General features: G+C 56.1%; 15 protein-coding genes and 1 pseudogene. 7 read left to right on the top strand and 9 right to left on the bottom strand.

The features are described 5' to 3' along the window. Positions 1-24 precede the first annotated feature (24 nt). Positions 25-783, bottom strand: a complete 759-nt coding sequence (rsmJ, locus tag AC4PCC_RS00880; protein ID WP_067700108.1) for a 16S rRNA (guanine(1516)-N(2))-methyltransferase RsmJ — start codon at positions 781-783, stop codon at positions 25-27. After that, entirely contained in the window at positions 784-2,826 is a 2,043-nt protein-coding gene (gene prlC / locus AC4PCC_RS00875) for an oligopeptidase A (protein WP_492126110.1), read from the bottom strand. It abuts the gene before it with no gap. Positions 2,827-3,043: 217 nt separating this feature from the next. Here prlC and AC4PCC_RS00870 point away from each other — a divergent pair, with 217 nt between their 5' ends. Continuing rightward, positions 3,044-3,868 (top strand): CPBP family intramembrane glutamic endopeptidase, encoded by an 825-nt coding sequence (locus AC4PCC_RS00870; protein ID WP_492126109.1) that lies wholly within the window; start codon positions 3,044-3,046, stop codon positions 3,866-3,868. 41 nt (positions 3,869-3,909) lie between these two features. Here AC4PCC_RS00870 and AC4PCC_RS00865 read toward each other — a convergent pair whose 3' ends face one another. From AC4PCC_RS00865 to AC4PCC_RS00855, 3 genes and pseudogenes are all read right to left on the bottom strand, one after another. After that, on the bottom strand, positions 3,910-4,353 hold the full coding sequence (locus AC4PCC_RS00865; protein WP_492126108.1) for a hypothetical protein: 444 nt from the start codon (positions 4,351-4,353) through the stop codon (positions 3,910-3,912). Then, entirely contained in the window at positions 4,350-4,718 is a 369-nt protein-coding gene (locus tag AC4PCC_RS00860; RefSeq protein WP_492126107.1) for a tlde1 domain-containing protein, read from the bottom strand. Before AC4PCC_RS00860 ends, AC4PCC_RS00865 begins: the two co-directional genes overlap by 4 nt. A 42-nt stretch (positions 4,719-4,760) precedes the next feature. Further along, positions 4,761-5,049 (bottom strand): annotated as a pseudogene (locus tag AC4PCC_RS00855) (type VI secretion system tube protein Hcp). Positions 5,050-5,475: 426 nt separating this feature from the next. On the opposite strand from AC4PCC_RS00855, the gene AC4PCC_RS00850 reads away from it, so the two are divergent. Next, the gene (locus AC4PCC_RS00850; protein WP_067700132.1) at positions 5,476-6,318 is read left to right on the top strand and encodes a 23S rRNA (adenine(2030)-N(6))-methyltransferase RlmJ; all 843 of its coding nucleotides are present in this window, start codon (positions 5,476-5,478) and stop codon (positions 6,316-6,318) included. A gap of 28 nt (positions 6,319-6,346) precedes the next feature. On the opposite strand, the gene rnz is transcribed toward AC4PCC_RS00850, so the two are convergent. Continuing rightward, on the bottom strand, positions 6,347-7,267 hold the full coding sequence (rnz, locus tag AC4PCC_RS00845) for a ribonuclease Z (RefSeq protein ID WP_492126106.1): 921 nt from the start codon (positions 7,265-7,267) through the stop codon (positions 6,347-6,349). 179 nt (positions 7,268-7,446) lie between these two features. On the opposite strand from rnz, the gene gorA reads away from it, so the two are divergent. The 5 genes from gorA to AC4PCC_RS00820 all read left to right on the top strand — a co-directional run bounded on the left by gorA (position 7,447) and on the right by AC4PCC_RS00820 (position 13,014). Beyond that, complete coding sequence (gene gorA, locus AC4PCC_RS00840; protein ID WP_067700138.1) at positions 7,447-8,799, top strand: glutathione-disulfide reductase; 1,353 nt, start codon at positions 7,447-7,449, stop codon at positions 8,797-8,799. Positions 8,800-9,319: 520 nt separating this feature from the next. Further along, the gene (locus tag AC4PCC_RS00835; RefSeq protein WP_492126105.1) at positions 9,320-10,258 is read left to right on the top strand and encodes a siderophore ABC transporter substrate-binding protein; all 939 of its coding nucleotides are present in this window, start codon (positions 9,320-9,322) and stop codon (positions 10,256-10,258) included. 20 nt (positions 10,259-10,278) lie between these two features. After that, entirely contained in the window at positions 10,279-11,235 is a 957-nt protein-coding gene (locus tag AC4PCC_RS00830) for an ABC transporter permease (protein ID WP_492126104.1), read from the top strand. Further along, positions 11,225-12,229: an iron chelate uptake ABC transporter family permease subunit gene (locus AC4PCC_RS00825; protein WP_492126103.1), complete on the top strand. Its 1,005-nt coding sequence runs from the start codon at positions 11,225-11,227 to the stop codon at positions 12,227-12,229. Before AC4PCC_RS00830 ends, AC4PCC_RS00825 begins: the two co-directional genes overlap by 11 nt. Next, the gene (locus tag AC4PCC_RS00820; protein WP_492126102.1) at positions 12,226-13,014 is read left to right on the top strand and encodes an iron ABC transporter ATP-binding protein; all 789 of its coding nucleotides are present in this window, start codon (positions 12,226-12,228) and stop codon (positions 13,012-13,014) included. The genes AC4PCC_RS00825 and AC4PCC_RS00820 overlap by 4 nt, the downstream gene beginning before the upstream one ends. A 67-nt stretch (positions 13,015-13,081) precedes the next feature. Here the strand turns inward: AC4PCC_RS00820 and AC4PCC_RS00815 are convergent, their stop codons facing one another. The 3 genes from AC4PCC_RS00815 to AC4PCC_RS00805 form a co-directional block, all read right to left on the bottom strand. Continuing rightward, positions 13,082-13,978 carry an alpha/beta hydrolase gene (locus tag AC4PCC_RS00815; RefSeq protein WP_067700155.1) on the bottom strand — a complete coding sequence of 299 codons (897 nt, stop codon included), beginning with the start codon at positions 13,976-13,978 and terminating at the stop codon, positions 13,082-13,084. Between the two features lie 142 nt (positions 13,979-14,120). Then, positions 14,121-14,627, bottom strand: a complete 507-nt coding sequence (locus tag AC4PCC_RS00810; protein ID WP_067700158.1) for a TIGR00645 family protein — start codon at positions 14,625-14,627, stop codon at positions 14,121-14,123. 81 nt (positions 14,628-14,708) lie between these two features. Further along, complete coding sequence (locus AC4PCC_RS00805) at positions 14,709-15,041, bottom strand: helix-turn-helix domain-containing protein (RefSeq protein WP_492126101.1); 333 nt, start codon at positions 15,039-15,041, stop codon at positions 14,709-14,711. Positions 15,042-15,051 lie beyond the last annotated feature (10 nt).

Below are 15,051 nucleotides of genomic sequence, written 5' to 3'. Positions count from 1 at the left end.
GAAAGAAGCCGTGCGACAGGGTTGTTATACCTCGCTGGCTAACGGAGGATAGATATCAAAGCGGTGGCTTTTCGTCACTACTGCCGACTGCGTGACCACGCCAGCAAGCGGAGGCGCATAGTCGGGCCGCTTAACCACCACCCGCTTTTTTGCCAGCCTGCGCGCCGGTTCCAACAGCCCATCCGCATCATCATCCGCCCCGACCAGCGACTGAAACACCCGCATCTCTTTCTTCACCAGCGCGCTTTTCTGTCGGTGGGGGTACATGGGATCCAGATAAACCACATCCGGCCTGATGCTGATATCCGCCAGCGCCTGTAAACCAGATGCATGCAGCAGCGTCAGCCGCTCACGCAGCCAGGGGCCGATTTCAGGGCTGAGATAGCCTCGCTGCAGGCCATCATCCAGCAGGGCTGCCACCACCGGATGCCGCTCAAGCATCTGTACCCGGCAGCCCAGCGAGGCCAGTACAAACGCATCCCTTCCCAGCCCGGCCGTGGCGTCGATAACCACCGGCAGATAACTGCCCTTTACGCCAACCGCTTTAGCGACGGCTTCACCACGACCGCCACCGAAACGACGCCGGTGAGCCATCGCGCCCTCAACGAAATCCACAAAGATCCCGCCCAGCTTTGGCTCATCACGCTTGCGCAGCTCCAGGTGGCTGGCGGTCATCACCAGCGCCATCGGCGCCCGCTCATCGTGCTGCAGCTGCCAGCGTTCGGCTAAAACAGATAAGGCGCCGTCTCCGGCGCCCGCTTCATCAATTAAACAGATGTTCACTTACGCTTCCTGAATACCGTAATGTTCCAGCATGGCATCCAGCTGCGGCTCACGGCCACGGAAACGTTTGAACAGATCCATCGGCTCTTCCGACCCGCCGCGCGTCAGAATATTGTCCAGGAATGACTGACCGGTTTCACGGTTGAAGATACCCTCCTCTTTGAAGCGAGACCAGGCATCTGCCGCCAGCACGTCGGCCCACAGATAGCTGTAATAACCCGCCGCGTAGCCACCGGCAAAAATATGGCTGAACGCGTGTGGGAAACGGCCCCAGGATGGGCTCGGCACCACGGCCACCAGCGCTTTAATCTCTTTCAGCATATCCAGGATGCGCGCACCCTGAACCGGGTCGAACTCCGCATGCAGGCGGAAATCAAACAGGCCAAATTCCAGCTGACGCAGGATAAACAGCGCCGCCTGATAGTTTTTCGCGGCCAGCATTTTTTCCAGCAGCGCCTGCGGCAGCGGTTCGCCGGTTTCATAGTGGCCGGAGATAAACGCCAGCGCTTCCGGCTCCCAGCACCAGTTTTCCATAAACTGGCTTGGCAGCTCGACCGCATCCCACGGCACACCGCTGATACCGGATACGCCAGGGGCTTCAATGCGGGTCAGCATATGATGCAGACCGTGGCCAAACTCATGGAACAGGGTGGTCACTTCATCATGGGTAAACAGCGCAGGCTTGCCGCTCACCGGACGGTTAAAGTTACAGGTGAGGTAAGCAACAGGTTTCTGTAGCGTGCCGTCGGCCAGGCGCATCTGGCCCACACAGTCGTCCATCCAGGCACCGCCGCGCTTGTTCTCACGCGCATAGAGGTCAAGATAGAAGCTGCCGCGCAGTTCGCCGCTTTCGTCGAACAGGTCAAAGAAACGCACGTCGGGATGGTAAACGTCCACGTCCTTACGCTCTTTCGCCGTGATGCCGTAAATGCGCTTCACGACTTCAAACAGGCCGTTTACCGCCCGCTCCTCCGGGAAGTAAGGGCGCAGCTGCTCATCGCTGATGGCGTAAAGATGCTGCTTCTGCTTTTCGCCGTACCAGGTCAGATCCCAGGGATTCAGCTCATCAACGCCATACTCTTTCTTCGCAAAGGCGCGCAGCTGCTCAAGCTCTTTTTCTGCCTGGGGGCGGGCGCGCTTCGCCAGATCGGTCAGGAAATCCGTTACCTGAGCCGGGTTTTCGGCCATTTTGGTCGCCAGGGATTTGTCCGCATAGGAGGAGAAGCCCAGCAGCCCGGCCAGCTCATGGCGCAGCGCCAGCTCCTCGGCCATCACGTCGCTGTTATCCCATTTGCCCGCATTCGGCCCCTGATCGGAGGCGCGAGTGGAGTAGGCGCGGTACATCTCTTCACGCAGGGCCGCGTTATCGCAGTAGGTCATTACCGGCAGGTAGCTTGGGATATCAAGCGTCAGCAGCCAGCCCTCCTGCTCTTTGGCCTCAGCCTGCGCCTTCGCGGCGGCCAGGGCGCTTTCCGGCATGCCCGCCAGCTCTGACTCATCGGTAATCAGCTTGCTCCAGCCCATTGTGGCATCCAGCACGTTATTGCTGTAGGTGGAACCCAGCTCGGAGAGACGGGCGGCAATTTCGCCGTAGCGCTTCTGTTTGTCTTTCGACAGGCCAATACCGGACAGCTCAAAATCGCGCAGCGCATTATCAACCGCTTTCTTCTGCGCCAGATCCAGCCCGTCATAGCTCTGCTCTTTTAGATTACGATATGCCTGATACAGACCTTCGTGCTGCCCCACCCAGGTGCTGTATTCGGACAGCAGCGGCAGCGTCTGCTCATAGGCCTCACGCAGCTCGGGGCTGTTTTTTACCGAATTCAGATGGCTGACCGGGGAAAAGAGACGACCCAAACGATCGTCGGCCTCTGCCAGCGGCTGAACCAGGTTATCCCAGGTCCAGGGTGCGCCCTGAGCCACGGCTTTCTCGACTTCCGCGCGACAGTCTTCCAGCGCCTTAGTGACGGCGGGAACAACATGTTCGGGTTTGATGGCGGAGAATGGAGGGAGCGTGAAAGATGTGAGTAGCGGATTGGTCATAGCGCAGTCCTTGTAATCATAGTCGTGTATGTGGCGCGGTTTAAGCGCGCGATTACGTTAACATGAGGCTAAGTGTAGCGAAATTCAATGGCGTGACGTGGCGCAGAGGGAGGAAACAGAAGGATTTGCCTGCTACCCGGCCTGGGAGCATACTTTCTGCGGCTTTGTTTGTGACATCGTTTTTGGTCTGTATTCAACGTAAACAGGGAGCGTATGTATGTGGTATTGGCTTGCCACCTCGTTATTATTTTTGCCTTTTTATCTACGCGCCTCGCTGGCGCTGCTGGGGGTGACGCTCATTGTCGCCGTGTGGGATAGCACGCTTCAGCCAACGGGCATTATCGCACTATTGCTAATGACCGTGGTCGCGATTTATCGCGCCCGACAACGGGAGCAAACGGCCCTGTCGCTGGGTGGTGAGGTAATCCTGGTGGCCAGCGCGTTCGCGCTGATGCTGCATCTGATCCCCGGCTTTAATAATCAGCTTATTGCTTCACGGGTTCAGGCCGGTCCGGAAAGCGCCCCCTTTTCCTTCTATTACAACCTGGATAAAGCGCTGATCCCGTTTGTGCTACTGGCCTGCCTGCCGACGCTGTTAAAACGCCCCGCCGCCCCGCCGAAAAACGGACTATGGTGGCTGGTGCTGCTGATGTCGATGCCTGTACTGCTGCTGGTTGCCACGCTGGCCGGTGGCCTTAAGGTTGAGCTGCACCACCCCGTCTGGCTGGGGCAGTTTATGCTGGCTAACCTGTTTTTTGTTTCACTGGCAGAAGAAGCGCTGTTTCGCGGATACCTACAGCAGCGGCTAAGCCAGCTGCTGGGTAACGGCTGGGGGCTGGTGATTGCCGCGCTGCTTTTCGGTTTGGCGCATCTCTCCGGCGGCCTGCTGCTGGTGTTTTTTGCCACCCTTGCTGGCGCCATCTACGGCCTGGCCTGGCTCTGGAGCGGGCGTATCTGGGTGTCGACGCTGGTGCATTTCGCATTCAATATGCTGCATCTGCTCTTTTTCACCTATCCGGTCCTGCACCGCCTGCCGGGTTAAGGTAAAACCGGAACGGGGTCATTCCCGTTCCGGCTGCTGATTCAGAATTCGCGTCTGACGATGATATAGCCATTGAATCTCACCGCACAATCGGTATCACTGACGAAAGCCGAAGCTAAAAATATATTCCTTTTCTGGCTTCTGTTTTCAAAGGTATATCTAATGATGAGATTTTTGGTATTGTCCGCCATAAATCCTTCTGCATATTCCTTTGCCGTTGTCCGATCGTCGCTGTTTTTACCTCCCCGCTGCCGCTCCTCTTCACCATAATAATTTGCCAGCATAGTGTTTACGGATGACAGAGCAATAATCTCTGCTTTCGTTTTACTCAGTATTGTAGTTGAACGATCAATCTTCAAATCATGGACCATACTAATATACATGTCCATTCCCACGACGTTATTTACGCCCACACACTCTTCAGGACTTACGGATGCCAATACACTCACACTCACAAAGTACAAAAGCGTTACTTTTATATTCATAGCACCACCAGCTCACGGTCGCCTGACTCGTAAATTATTTTCCTAAAACCCCGGTCAAGAATAACGCAGCCGTTAGACGCATTGCCGGGCCGTCTGATGCTGTCACCGTGAATGAGGAACCCATCACGCTCACACATATTATTTGTTGCATAGGGTCTTAAACGCAGGGTGTAAGGACCTACATTTGGATGTTTGAATGGCTGACCTGCAATAGTATATTTCCCCCGCGGCAGAGGCCCTTTATCTTTTAAACACTCATAATCGGGATTATCTTTGTATCCCTCAGCGCCTGCGTATCGTGCACTGAACTGATATTTCCCGTTCCACGTAAAGGATCTTTTCCTTACATCATAGACCCAGCTCATAAATATTCCTTTTTATGCCATGGACGCGATAACGCCCATAAACTATGTCCGTTCTTTCCAAAAGTCAGAATGCTGGATATTTCCGTCGCAATATTTCCAGGTTATTTTCTCGTAATGTAGCGTAACGGATTCCAGATGATTCATATTCTCGATAGATTTAATGTTGGATCCGCGTTCCGGTCAGTTTTCCCGTATGGGCATCGGTGGGAATACGTACGCCGTGCATAAAGCTGAGCACTTCGATACTCCCCTCCCGGTGCTGAACGTCTACGGAGCCTCCGATCGCTGCGCCGCCATCATCCTTAAGCCACAGATAAGCGGGAATGGCCATGTGCAAACTCCTTTTTGGCTTTGAGATCGAAAAACCACTTTAGAGCATCAAGGCTTATCCCGTTTGATTAAAATCAACAATGCCCCGACCTGTCCAAAAACGGTAACTTTATGATTTATAAGAAGCGATCCAGCTCACACCCCGAGGGAATGCGCCCGCCTTACAGCCCTGCTGCGTTGTCCGGGGCTTACACCGGCGTGGCCGTCGGAAAAAGTCATGAGCACGTGTACTGATGCGCCGACTTTGTTTTGCGGCTTTTCGCGCATTCGCTTTTAACCCTGATATAATCGCCCGCCTTACCAGGTTCTCATGCTTTTCCTGCATCCGTTGCCGTGCGTCGTTCTGTGGGTAATTCGTGAGGTAATAATTGTTATAGATTGATTTACCATCAATTAAAACCTTATAAATTCAACAGGATAAATAAAGATGCTCAGTTACCGACACAGTTTCCACGCAGGCAACCACGCCGACGTGCTTAAGCATACCGTTTTGAGCCTGATTATTGAGGCGCTGAACGAGAAGGATAAACCTTACCTCTATCTGGACACCCATGCGGGCGCAGGCCGCTATCTGCTGAGCGGCGAACATGCTGAACGCACGGGCGAATATATGGAAGGCATCGCACGCATCTGGCAGCGGGATGATTTACCGGAAGAGATGGCGAGCTATATGTCCTGCATTAAGGCACTCAACCCTAACGATAAGCTGCGCTTCTACCCAGGCTCGCCGCTTATTGCGCGTCACCTGCTTCGCCCTTATGACAAGCTCAGCCTGACCGAACTGCACTCCAGCGACTACCCGATGCTGCGCAGCGAGTTTGCGAAAGATGACCGTGCGCGCACCGAACGCAGCGATGGTTATCAGCAGCTGAAGTCTAAGCTGCCGCCCCTGTCGCGCCGGGGCCTGGTGTTGATTGACCCGCCTTACGAAATCAAGTCTGACTATCAGGCGGTGGTGAAAGGCATTCAGGAAGGCTACAAGCGTTTTGGTACCGGCGTATACGCGCTGTGGTATCCGGTCGTGCTGCGCCAGCAGATCAAACGCATGTTTGCCGAGCTGGAAGCCTCCGGTATTCGCCGTATCCTGCAGATCGAGCTGGCCGTGCGCCCTGACAGTGACCGTTTTGGCATGACCGGCTCCGGCATGGTGGTGATTAACCCGCCGTGGAAGCTGGAACAGCAGATGAACAACGTGCTGCCCTGGCTGCACCAGCATCTGGTGCCTGCCGGTACCGGCCATACCAAAATCAGCTGGATTGTGCCGGAATAACGCCCTGACGGGGCATCAGTGCCCCGCTCTACGTCTCTATCCTGAACAGGGAGAAATCATGCGCCATCTCGGTATTGGGGAAGATGGCGCGGCACTCCTCCAGCAGGCGGCTGGCATCCTCGCGCAGGTAGCGAGAGCTTAAGTGCGTGACAATCAGCTTTTTCGCCCCGGCATCTCTGGCTACCGTTGCAGCCTGCACGGTGGATGAGTGCCCCCGGCCATTGGCCCTCTCTTCCAGCGCCGCCTCAAGCGTGGCCTCATGTACCATCACGTCCACCCCGGCGGCCAGTGCCTGCGCGGCGGCGGTTGGGCTGGTATCGCCAAAAATCGCCAGCGTCAGTCCCGGCAGCGAGGGCCCCAGGTAATCCCTGCCGTTAACCACCCGCCCCTCCTCCAGCGTCACCGTTTTGCCCTGCTTAAGCTGCTGGAAAAGGCTGCCGGGTTTGATGCCGTCGGCCAGCAGACGCGCCGCGTCCAGCGCGCCGGGCTTATCATGCTCCTCAATACGGTAGCCGTAGCACTCAACCGGATGGGTCAGCGGATACGCCACCACGCGAAACTGCTCATCGTTCAGCACCTCGCCTGCCTCAATTTCGACGATCTCCAGCGGAAAGGTCAGCCATGAACCACTCAGGCTCAGGCTGGTTTCTACAAACTGCCGAAGCCCTTTAGGACCATACAGGGTAATCGCCCCGCTGATACCGCTCATCGAGCGGCTGGTGAGCAATCCTGGCAGGCCGAAAACGTGGTCGCCGTGCAGATGAGTGATAAAGATTTTCTCGATTTTTCCAGGCTTCACGGGCGAACGCAGGATCTGATGCTGGGTGCCTTCGCCGCAGTCAAATAGCCAGCAGCCGCTGCGCGCGCCCTGAAGCAGCAGGGCGATACTGGTCACGTTTCTCTGGCGGCTGGGCGTGCCCCCGCCGGTGCCTAAAAATAGCAGTTCCATCAAATCTCTCTGTGCTGAGTAAAGGTAAAAACAGTGAGCACCATCGCATTTAAACGGTGATTATGGCCGATTTTCGTGCCAATGCCCTATCACAATCATAGACGTAAACTTTGCGGCAATTACGTTTGTAGCGTTACAATCTGGCGCTATTACTTTCACTGACTTATGGGACACTCTCGATGACCAAACATTATGACTATCTAGCCATCGGTGGCGGCAGCGGCGGGATCGCCTCAATTAACCGCGCGGCCATGTACGGGCAGAAGTGCGCGTTAATCGAAGCCAAAGCGCTGGGCGGCACCTGCGTCAACGTTGGCTGTGTCCCGAAGAAAGTGATGTGGCATGCCGCGCAGATTGCTGAAGCCATTCACCTTTACGGTCCCGACTACGGTTTCGATACCACCGTTAACCATTTTGACTGGTCCGTGCTGGTAAAAAACCGCAGTGCCTATATTGATCGTATCCACACGTCGTATGACAACGTGCTGGGCAAAAACAACGTCGATGTGATTAAGGGCTTTGCCCGTTTCATCGACGCTCATACCGTTGAAGTGAATGGTGAAAGAATTACCGCAGACCATATCCTGATTGCCACCGGTGGTCGTCCGAGCCTGCCTTCCATTCCTGGCGCAGAGTATGGCATTGATTCCGACGGTTTCTTTGAGCTGGATGCGCTGCCGAAGCGCACGGCCGTTGTCGGGGCAGGCTATATCGCCGTAGAAATTGCAGGCGTGGTTAATGCGCTGGGTTCAGAAACGCACCTTTTTGTCCGTAAGCATGCGCCGCTGCGCACCTTCGATCCGCTGATTGTCGATACTCTGGTTGAGGTGATGAACGCCGAAGGCCCGGCGCTGCATACGGATTCCACGCCGAAAGCGATCGTTAAAAACGCTGACGGTAGCCTGACGCTCCAGCTTGAAAACGGCAAAGAGCAAACTGTTGACTGCCTGGTGTGGGCGATTGGTCGTGAGCCGGCTACCGATAATCTGAACCTTAACGTTACCGGCGTTGAGCTGAACGAGAAAGGCTATATTAACGTTGATAAATATCAGAATACCAACGTCCCTGGCATTTACGCGGTGGGTGACAACACCGGCGCAGTAGAGCTGACGCCGGTCGCCGTCGCGGCAGGCCGTCGCCTTTCCGAGCGCCTGTTCAACAACAAGCCGGAAGAGCATCTGGATTACAGCAACGTGCCTACCGTGGTATTCAGCCATCCGCCGATCGGCACCGTTGGCCTGAGCGAGCCACAGGCGCGTGAGAAATACGGCGACGACGAAGTGAAGGTCTACAAATCGTCCTTTACCGCCATGTACACCGCCGTGACCCAGCATCGTCAGCCGTGCCGCATGAAGCTGGTCTGCGTTGGCAGGGAAGAGAAAATCGTCGGTATTCACGGTATCGGCTACGGTATGGACGAGATGCTACAGGGCTTTGCGGTCGCACTGAAAATGGGCGCCACTAAGCAGGACTTCGATAACACCGTAGCGATCCACCCGACCGGCGCTGAAGAGTTCGTTACCATGCGCTAACGGCGCGGTGAACACTCCCCTAAAGCCAGCGTTTGCTGGCTTTTTTTTGTCTGTTATTCCCCCTCCCGGTATCCCCTCTCAATGCAAAAAACGGCCCTGTCGGCGGCGGCTTCACCTAACGCGTCAGAGTTCGCGGGTTAAGTCATCTCTGCCACGCGTTAGCTTCCTGTGAGCCTATTCAACGCCTGTGCCTGTCGACTGGCCCCCTTTCCTCCGTCAGGCATCTACCCGGTGGCCTGACTCAAAATCCATAATTCCTCCACGATTGGATAAAAAACAGACTCTTTTTCAACTGACTTCCCTGCTTTTCCTTCTCCATCAAGCCGCTGCGACAGGACAGAACTTTACATTCTGCTTTCTCAGACCGGAAATTTTGCCCACTCCAGCAAAAGCTGCCCGAACGTCATTTTTAACGCTGTTTATTTTCTGCCCCAGCCGCGTATGATGCCCCTGCTGGAAATGCGAATGAGTTACATTTACTTCGCTGCTATTGGTGTTCACTTTCAGGAGAGAAAGGGTTATGAAATTACCTCGGTCGTTTGTTTCGTCACTGGTTTTTGTTGGACTGTTAATCGGTGGTGGTTTCGGTTCTGTTACTACCGCCCAGCAACCTGCCACGCTGAGCATTGAACACGCTCAGGGAACCACGGTAGTGCCGCTTAACCCCAAAAAGATCATTATCCTCAACCCGTCGACGCTCGATATCGCCGATGCGCTGGACATCCCCGTCGCAGGCGTACCCAAAACCAATTCTCATCTGCCGGAATTTCTCAAAAAGTATCAGGGCGCAGCCTGGCTGAATGCCGGTACGCTGTTTGAGCCGGATTATGAAGCTTTAAGTCATGCCAGCCCCGATATTATCTTTGCCGGGGGTCGCGCACGCGATGCCTGGGATAAACTCAGCGAAATAGCGCCGGTCGTGTCGCTGGAGATCGATCCCGCCCACTTTGTCGCCAGCCTTTCACAACGCACCCACCAGCTGGCCTCGATATTTGGCAAGCAGGCGCAGGCGGAAACGCTGCTGGCGGCCTTTACTGCCAAAGCGGAGGCCATTAAAGCCAAATCAGCCAGCGCGGGCAGCGCTATGGTGATTATGGTTAACGGCGGAAAAATGTCCGCCTATACGCCCGGCTCGCGCTTCGGCTTTATTTACGATGTGCTGGGCTTTGCCCCTGCGGTTAACCTTCAGAAAACAGGCACACACGGCAGCATCGTGTCGTCTGAGTTTATTTTGCATGCCAATCCTGACTGGCTGTTTGTGCTGGACCGCGACAGCGCAACGGGCAGCAAGACGGGCGCGGCGGCGCAACAGGTGCTGGATAATCCGCTGATCCGCAAAACCTCAGCGTGGCAGAAGGGGCATGTCGTTTATCTCGACTCCGCGTCGCTGTACATCGCGGGAGGTCTGCAAAGCTATAGCAGGCTAATGGACAGTATCAGTAACGCACTGAGCCCGTAGCCTGGCTCCCACCCCTCTATATGAAGATGAATCTTTTTGCCGGGCTGGCCGTCATGCTCGCCCTGATGGCAGGTAGCCTGTGCGTTGGCCCGGGAAACGTCACCCTTAGCGGTCTGTGGACCAATGCGGAGATGCGGGAAATTGCCCTTATCAGTCGGGTTCCGCGCACGCTGGCGCTGGTGCTGGCGGGCTGTGCGATGAGCGTGGCAGGGCTGATTATGCAGATGCTGACGCAGAATCGCTTTGTCGAGCCTACCCTCGCTGGCACCACGCAGTCGGCCAGCCTTGGCCTGCTGCTGGTGACCCTGATCAGCCCGTCTGCCCCGGTCATCACTAAAATGGCGGTCTCCACTCTGTTTGCCCTGGCAGGCACTCTGCTTTTTATGCTGCTTATCCAGCGGATGCGCATCCGATCTGCCCTGCTGGTACCGCTGTCCGGCATGATGCTGGGTGCCGTGTTTAGCGCGATAACCACCTTCCTGGCGATGCAGTTCGATCTGCTCCAGTCGCTGGGCGGCTGGGCCTCCGGTGATTTTTCCGGCGTAATGCAGGGCCGCTATGAGCTGCTGTGGAGCGTGGGAGGGCTGACGCTGCTGGCGATGCTGATTGCAGACCGTTTCACCCTCGCCGGCATGGGGCGGGATTTCTCCGTCAACAGCGGCCTGAATTACCCCCGGGTGATGCTGACCGGCATGACAATTATTGCGCTGGTCTGCGGCGTGGTGGTGGTGGTCATTGGCGTACTGCCCTTCGTGGGGCTGATCGTCCCGAATATCGTCAGCATGGCAATGGGCGATAATCTTCGCCGCAGTCTGCCGTGGGTGGCGATGTGCGGCGGTGGGCTGGTGGTTCTGTGCGATATCGCAGGTCGGCTGATCGGCTACCCCTTTGAAGTCCCCGCCAGCGCAATGCTTGGCGTAGTGGGTGCGGTCGTTTTTCTCACCCTGCTGCTGAGGAAAAAACGCCATGTCCGTTAATACGCGCTCCACCCGCCCCGCTCTGCCACAGGCCAGCGGGCGTTTCGCCACTCCGGTCAGACGCCTGCTGCTGCTGACCGTGCTGGCGCTGGGGGTGATAGCTATCTATATGACCCTCAACCTGAGCGGCAACCTGCGCTATATCCTGCTGCATCGTGGGCAGGTTCTGGCGACCCTGCTGCTGGTCGCCTTTGCCTCGGGCGTCGCCACGCTGCTGTTTCAGACGGTCACCCATAATCGCATCCTTACGCCGTCCATTATGGGTATGGAGTCGCTGTTTATCCTGATACAGACGCTGGCCGTCTTTTTTATTGACGCTGACGCCCTGCGCTCGCTGGGCACTGTCGGGAAATTTGTCTGCGAGTCGCTGCTGCTGGTGATTTTCTCGATGCTGCTTTATCGCTGGCTGTTTGCCAGCGTCGGGGTGGATCTGCACCGGATCCTGCTGGCCGGGCTGGTATTTGGCACGCTGTTTAACAGCCTTTCCGGCCTGATGCAGCGCCTGCTCTCACCCGGTGAGTTTGCCATCCTCCAGGGGAGGATGTTTGCCACCTTTACCCGCGCCGCCCCCGAGGTACTGGCGCTGGCCGCTGCGGTTATTTTGGTGATCACGCTGATTATCTGGCGAATGCGGCACCAGCTTGACGTACTGGCGCTGGGGCGCGACGCCGCCATCAGCCTTGGCGTCTGCTGGCGGCAGAAAACCCTGGTGCTGCTGATACTGATCGCCGTACTGGTGGCGATATCCACCGCGCTGGTTGGGCCGTTGACCTTTTTTGGATTGCTGGTGGCCAATCTGACCTGGCAGCTTGCTGGCTCACACCGGCATCAGTATCTGCTGCCGGTAGTGGTACTGACGGGGATCGTGACGCTGGTCGGGGGGCAGCTGATTCTGGAGCGCCTGCTGCATATGTCTGGCTCCCTGTCGGTGGTGATTGAATTTACCGGCGGCGGACTGTTTCTTTACCTGCTGATTAAAAAGGTGTCGTTATGATTGAAATTCGCGATGTGACAAAAACATATCAGCAGACGCGGGTGCTAAAGCAGATTAGCGAAACGCTGCCCGAAGGCGGGATCACCGCGATCATTGGCGCTAACGGCGCGGGAAAATCCACGCTGCTGTCGGTCATCAGCCGCCTGCTCACGCCCGATGTCGGCAGCGTTAGCATTGACGGTCAGGTGGTGGGTAAAAAATCCAGTGGCGAACTGGCGAAGGTGCTGTCGATCCTGCGCCAGGAAAATCGCCCAATGGGCCGTCTGACGGTCAGCGATCTGGTCGGCTTTGGCCGCTATCCGCATTCACGCGGGCGCCTGACGGCAGAGGATCGTCAGCATATCGAGCGAGCGCTGGCTTTTTTGAATCTGCATCCCCTGCGCGATCGCTACCTTGATGAGCTCTCTGGTGGCCAGCGACAGCGCGCCTTTGTGGCAATGGTTCTCTGTCAGGATACGAAATACGTGCTGCTTGATGAGCCGTTAAACAACCTGGATATACGGCACAGCGTGGCGATGATGAACGAACTGCGTCGCGCGGCGGATGAATTACAAAAAACAGTCCTGCTGGTTATCCATGATATTAATTTTGCCTCAGCCTATGCAGACCACATTATTGCCATGAAGGAGGGCGAAATTATCCGGCGCGGCAGCCCGCAGCAGATGATGACGGCGGAAAATCTTGAGGCCATATTCGACACGCCGGTAACCGTTGAACGGCTCAACGGGCACTATGTCGCCCTTTATTACCGCAGCATGAATCTGGCACGGGCAGACGTTGCCTGACCAGGTTCGACTGGCTACTGATAAATAACCCGGATGGGGAAGGTAGATAAATCCGTCTTCAACGGTATTAACGCCGCGAGGCCAGCCAGACCGCGTAAGCTTCATCCCAGATAGCAGCAGGCGAACCCGCCCTGCCCAAACCAAACCCGTGGCCGCCCCGGGTAATATTAATCTGCTCGACGGAGACGCCCATCCGTCGGCAGGTATCGTGCATGATCACCGTGTTGTGCGGGTTGGAGATCGGATCGTCCTCTGCCTGGGCCAAAAAGGTCGGGGGATAGCGATGGGTCACATAGTTTTCCACCGACCAGTTGGCCTCTTCATTTCTCGACGCGTTTTTCCCCACCAGCTGAAGATGCGTATTGGTGTGGGTGTAGGGTGGCTCAAGGGTAATAACCGGATAAATTAACCCCACGCTGTCCACCACCGGTACGACGCTATCAAGGGGGTCCTGAGGCGGGTAGGAGGCAAAGTCGGGGCGCGCGGCGGCCAGACCCAGCAGATGACCACCGGCCGAAAAGCCCAGCAGATGCACCTTCTTTTCCATTGAGCGCACCAGCCGGATTGCCCGCTGCGCGTCCTGCAAGGGCGCATAGCTCCCGGCCCGCCATTTTTCACCCGGCAGGCGATAGCTCAGTACATAAGCGGTATAGCCGCGTGCATTTAACCAGCGCGCCACCGGCCAGGCTTCACCGCCCATGCCTATCCAGCGGTAGCCGCCACCTGCGGCAATCAGCACCGCCGATCCGTTTGGCTCTGCGGGCTGGAAGCGCTGAATGGCCGGGCTGACGATATTTGACCAGGAGCCGTTAACCGAAACGTGCAGGTTGCCGCTGGGGCCGCCACCGCCGGGGGGATCGTCGGGCCAGAGCGGAATAATATCCTCCCGCGCGAAGATTTTACCGGTGGTCATCGCAAGCAATACGGCGCCGGAGGCCTGGATCAACCGACGACGACTAATCATCTGACATTCCCGTCATTCTCAGTAACAAAGAGGATTCAAGCGCAATTACCGCTATTTATGCGATTTCCCCCCCGGGGATCAAGCAATATCCATCATCAGGGGGAAAAAACAGCACGGCCCGCAGGTTACCGGGCAGAGAGGATCAGTGAGTGGAGCTCTTTTCCCGGCGCGACATGCCGTCGAGATAGCCCATCACAAAAGCGGAGAGGACGAAGGTCAGGTGAATCAGCACGTACCACATGAGCTTGTTATCAGGAATATTTTTCGCATCCATAAACACCCTCAGCAGGTGGATGGATGAGATCGCGACAATGGATGCCGCCACTTTATTTTTCAGCGAGCCGGAGTCCATCTTACCCAGCCAGCTCAGCTTCTCTTTGTGTTCGGCGATATCTAATCTGGAAACAAAGTTTTCGTAGCCGGACAGCATCACCATCACCAGCAGGCCGCCCACCAGCGTCAGGTCAATCATCGACAGCAGTACCAGCACCAGATCGTTTTCGGCCATCGCCAGCACGTTGGGGAGCAGGTGAAACACCTCCTGGAAGAACTTAATGGCCAGCGCCAGCAGTCCCAGTGAGAGGCCTAAATAAATGGGCGCCAGCAGCCAGCGCGAAGCATAAATAAGGTTTTCAGTGAAACGTTCCATAGCATTCCGTAAGCGTAGTAGTTCGGCCAACAGTATACGTTATCTTGTCCCGTTATGGTTCACTGCGCGCGAAGGTCGGACTCAGTGAAATTCGCGGTACTGATTGCGATAGTCTCTGGGGGTCACGTTAAAGTGCTTTTTGAACACGCGCTGAAAGCACTGCTGGGAGGAAAAGCCCAGGTCCATGGAAATGGTCATAATGGTTTTATGCGAACTGACCAGGCTTTTTGCCGCCTGATCCAACCTGCGGCAGCGGATAAACGAGCCGAGGGTCATGCCTTTTTTCTCTTTAAACGCGCGCTGCAAATGCCATTTTGAGTAACCTGAACGGGCCGCGACGGCTGCGATATTGAGCCCGTCATCGAGGTGATCTTCGATCCAGTCAATAATTACGTCTACAATTTCGCCTTTCACTTGCTCTCTC

The organism is Erwinia sp. L03-1 (assembly GCF_058686115.1).
The sequence above is the reverse complement of the archived record's forward strand: the minus strand, read 5'-3'. Positions and strand labels throughout refer to the sequence as shown.

What these genes read in the sequence shown, in the direction of transcription:
- AC4PCC_RS00835 (WP_492126105.1), top strand. Translation starts at nt 9,320, where the DNA reads ATGAAATTACCTCGGTCGTTTGTTTCGTCACTGGTTTTTGTTGGACTG.
- AC4PCC_RS00825 (WP_492126103.1), top strand. Translation starts at nt 11,225, where the DNA reads ATGTCCGTTAATACGCGCTCCACCCGCCCCGCTCTGCCACAGGCCAGC.
- AC4PCC_RS00830 (WP_492126104.1), top strand. Translation starts at nt 10,279, where the DNA reads ATGAAGATGAATCTTTTTGCCGGGCTGGCCGTCATGCTCGCCCTGATG.
- AC4PCC_RS00850 (WP_067700132.1), top strand. Translation starts at nt 5,476, where the DNA reads ATGCTCAGTTACCGACACAGTTTCCACGCAGGCAACCACGCCGACGTG.
- AC4PCC_RS00865 (WP_492126108.1), bottom strand. Translation starts at nt 4,353, where the DNA reads ATGAATATAAAAGTAACGCTTTTGTACTTTGTGAGTGTGAGTGTATTG.
- AC4PCC_RS00815 (WP_067700155.1), bottom strand. Translation starts at nt 13,978, where the DNA reads ATGATTAGTCGTCGTCGGTTGATCCAGGCCTCCGGCGCCGTATTGCTT.
- rnz (WP_492126106.1), bottom strand. Translation starts at nt 7,267, where the DNA reads ATGGAACTGCTATTTTTAGGCACCGGCGGGGGCACGCCCAGCCGCCAG.
- AC4PCC_RS00810 (WP_067700158.1), bottom strand. Translation starts at nt 14,627, where the DNA reads ATGGAACGTTTCACTGAAAACCTTATTTATGCTTCGCGCTGGCTGCTG.
- gorA (WP_067700138.1), top strand. Translation starts at nt 7,447, where the DNA reads ATGACCAAACATTATGACTATCTAGCCATCGGTGGCGGCAGCGGCGGG.
- prlC (WP_492126110.1), bottom strand. Translation starts at nt 2,826, where the DNA reads ATGACCAATCCGCTACTCACATCTTTCACGCTCCCTCCATTCTCCGCC.
- AC4PCC_RS00870 (WP_492126109.1), top strand. Translation starts at nt 3,044, where the DNA reads ATGTGGTATTGGCTTGCCACCTCGTTATTATTTTTGCCTTTTTATCTA.
- AC4PCC_RS00860 (WP_492126107.1), bottom strand. Translation starts at nt 4,718, where the DNA reads ATGAGCTGGGTCTATGATGTAAGGAAAAGATCCTTTACGTGGAACGGG.
- AC4PCC_RS00820 (WP_492126102.1), top strand. Translation starts at nt 12,226, where the DNA reads ATGATTGAAATTCGCGATGTGACAAAAACATATCAGCAGACGCGGGTG.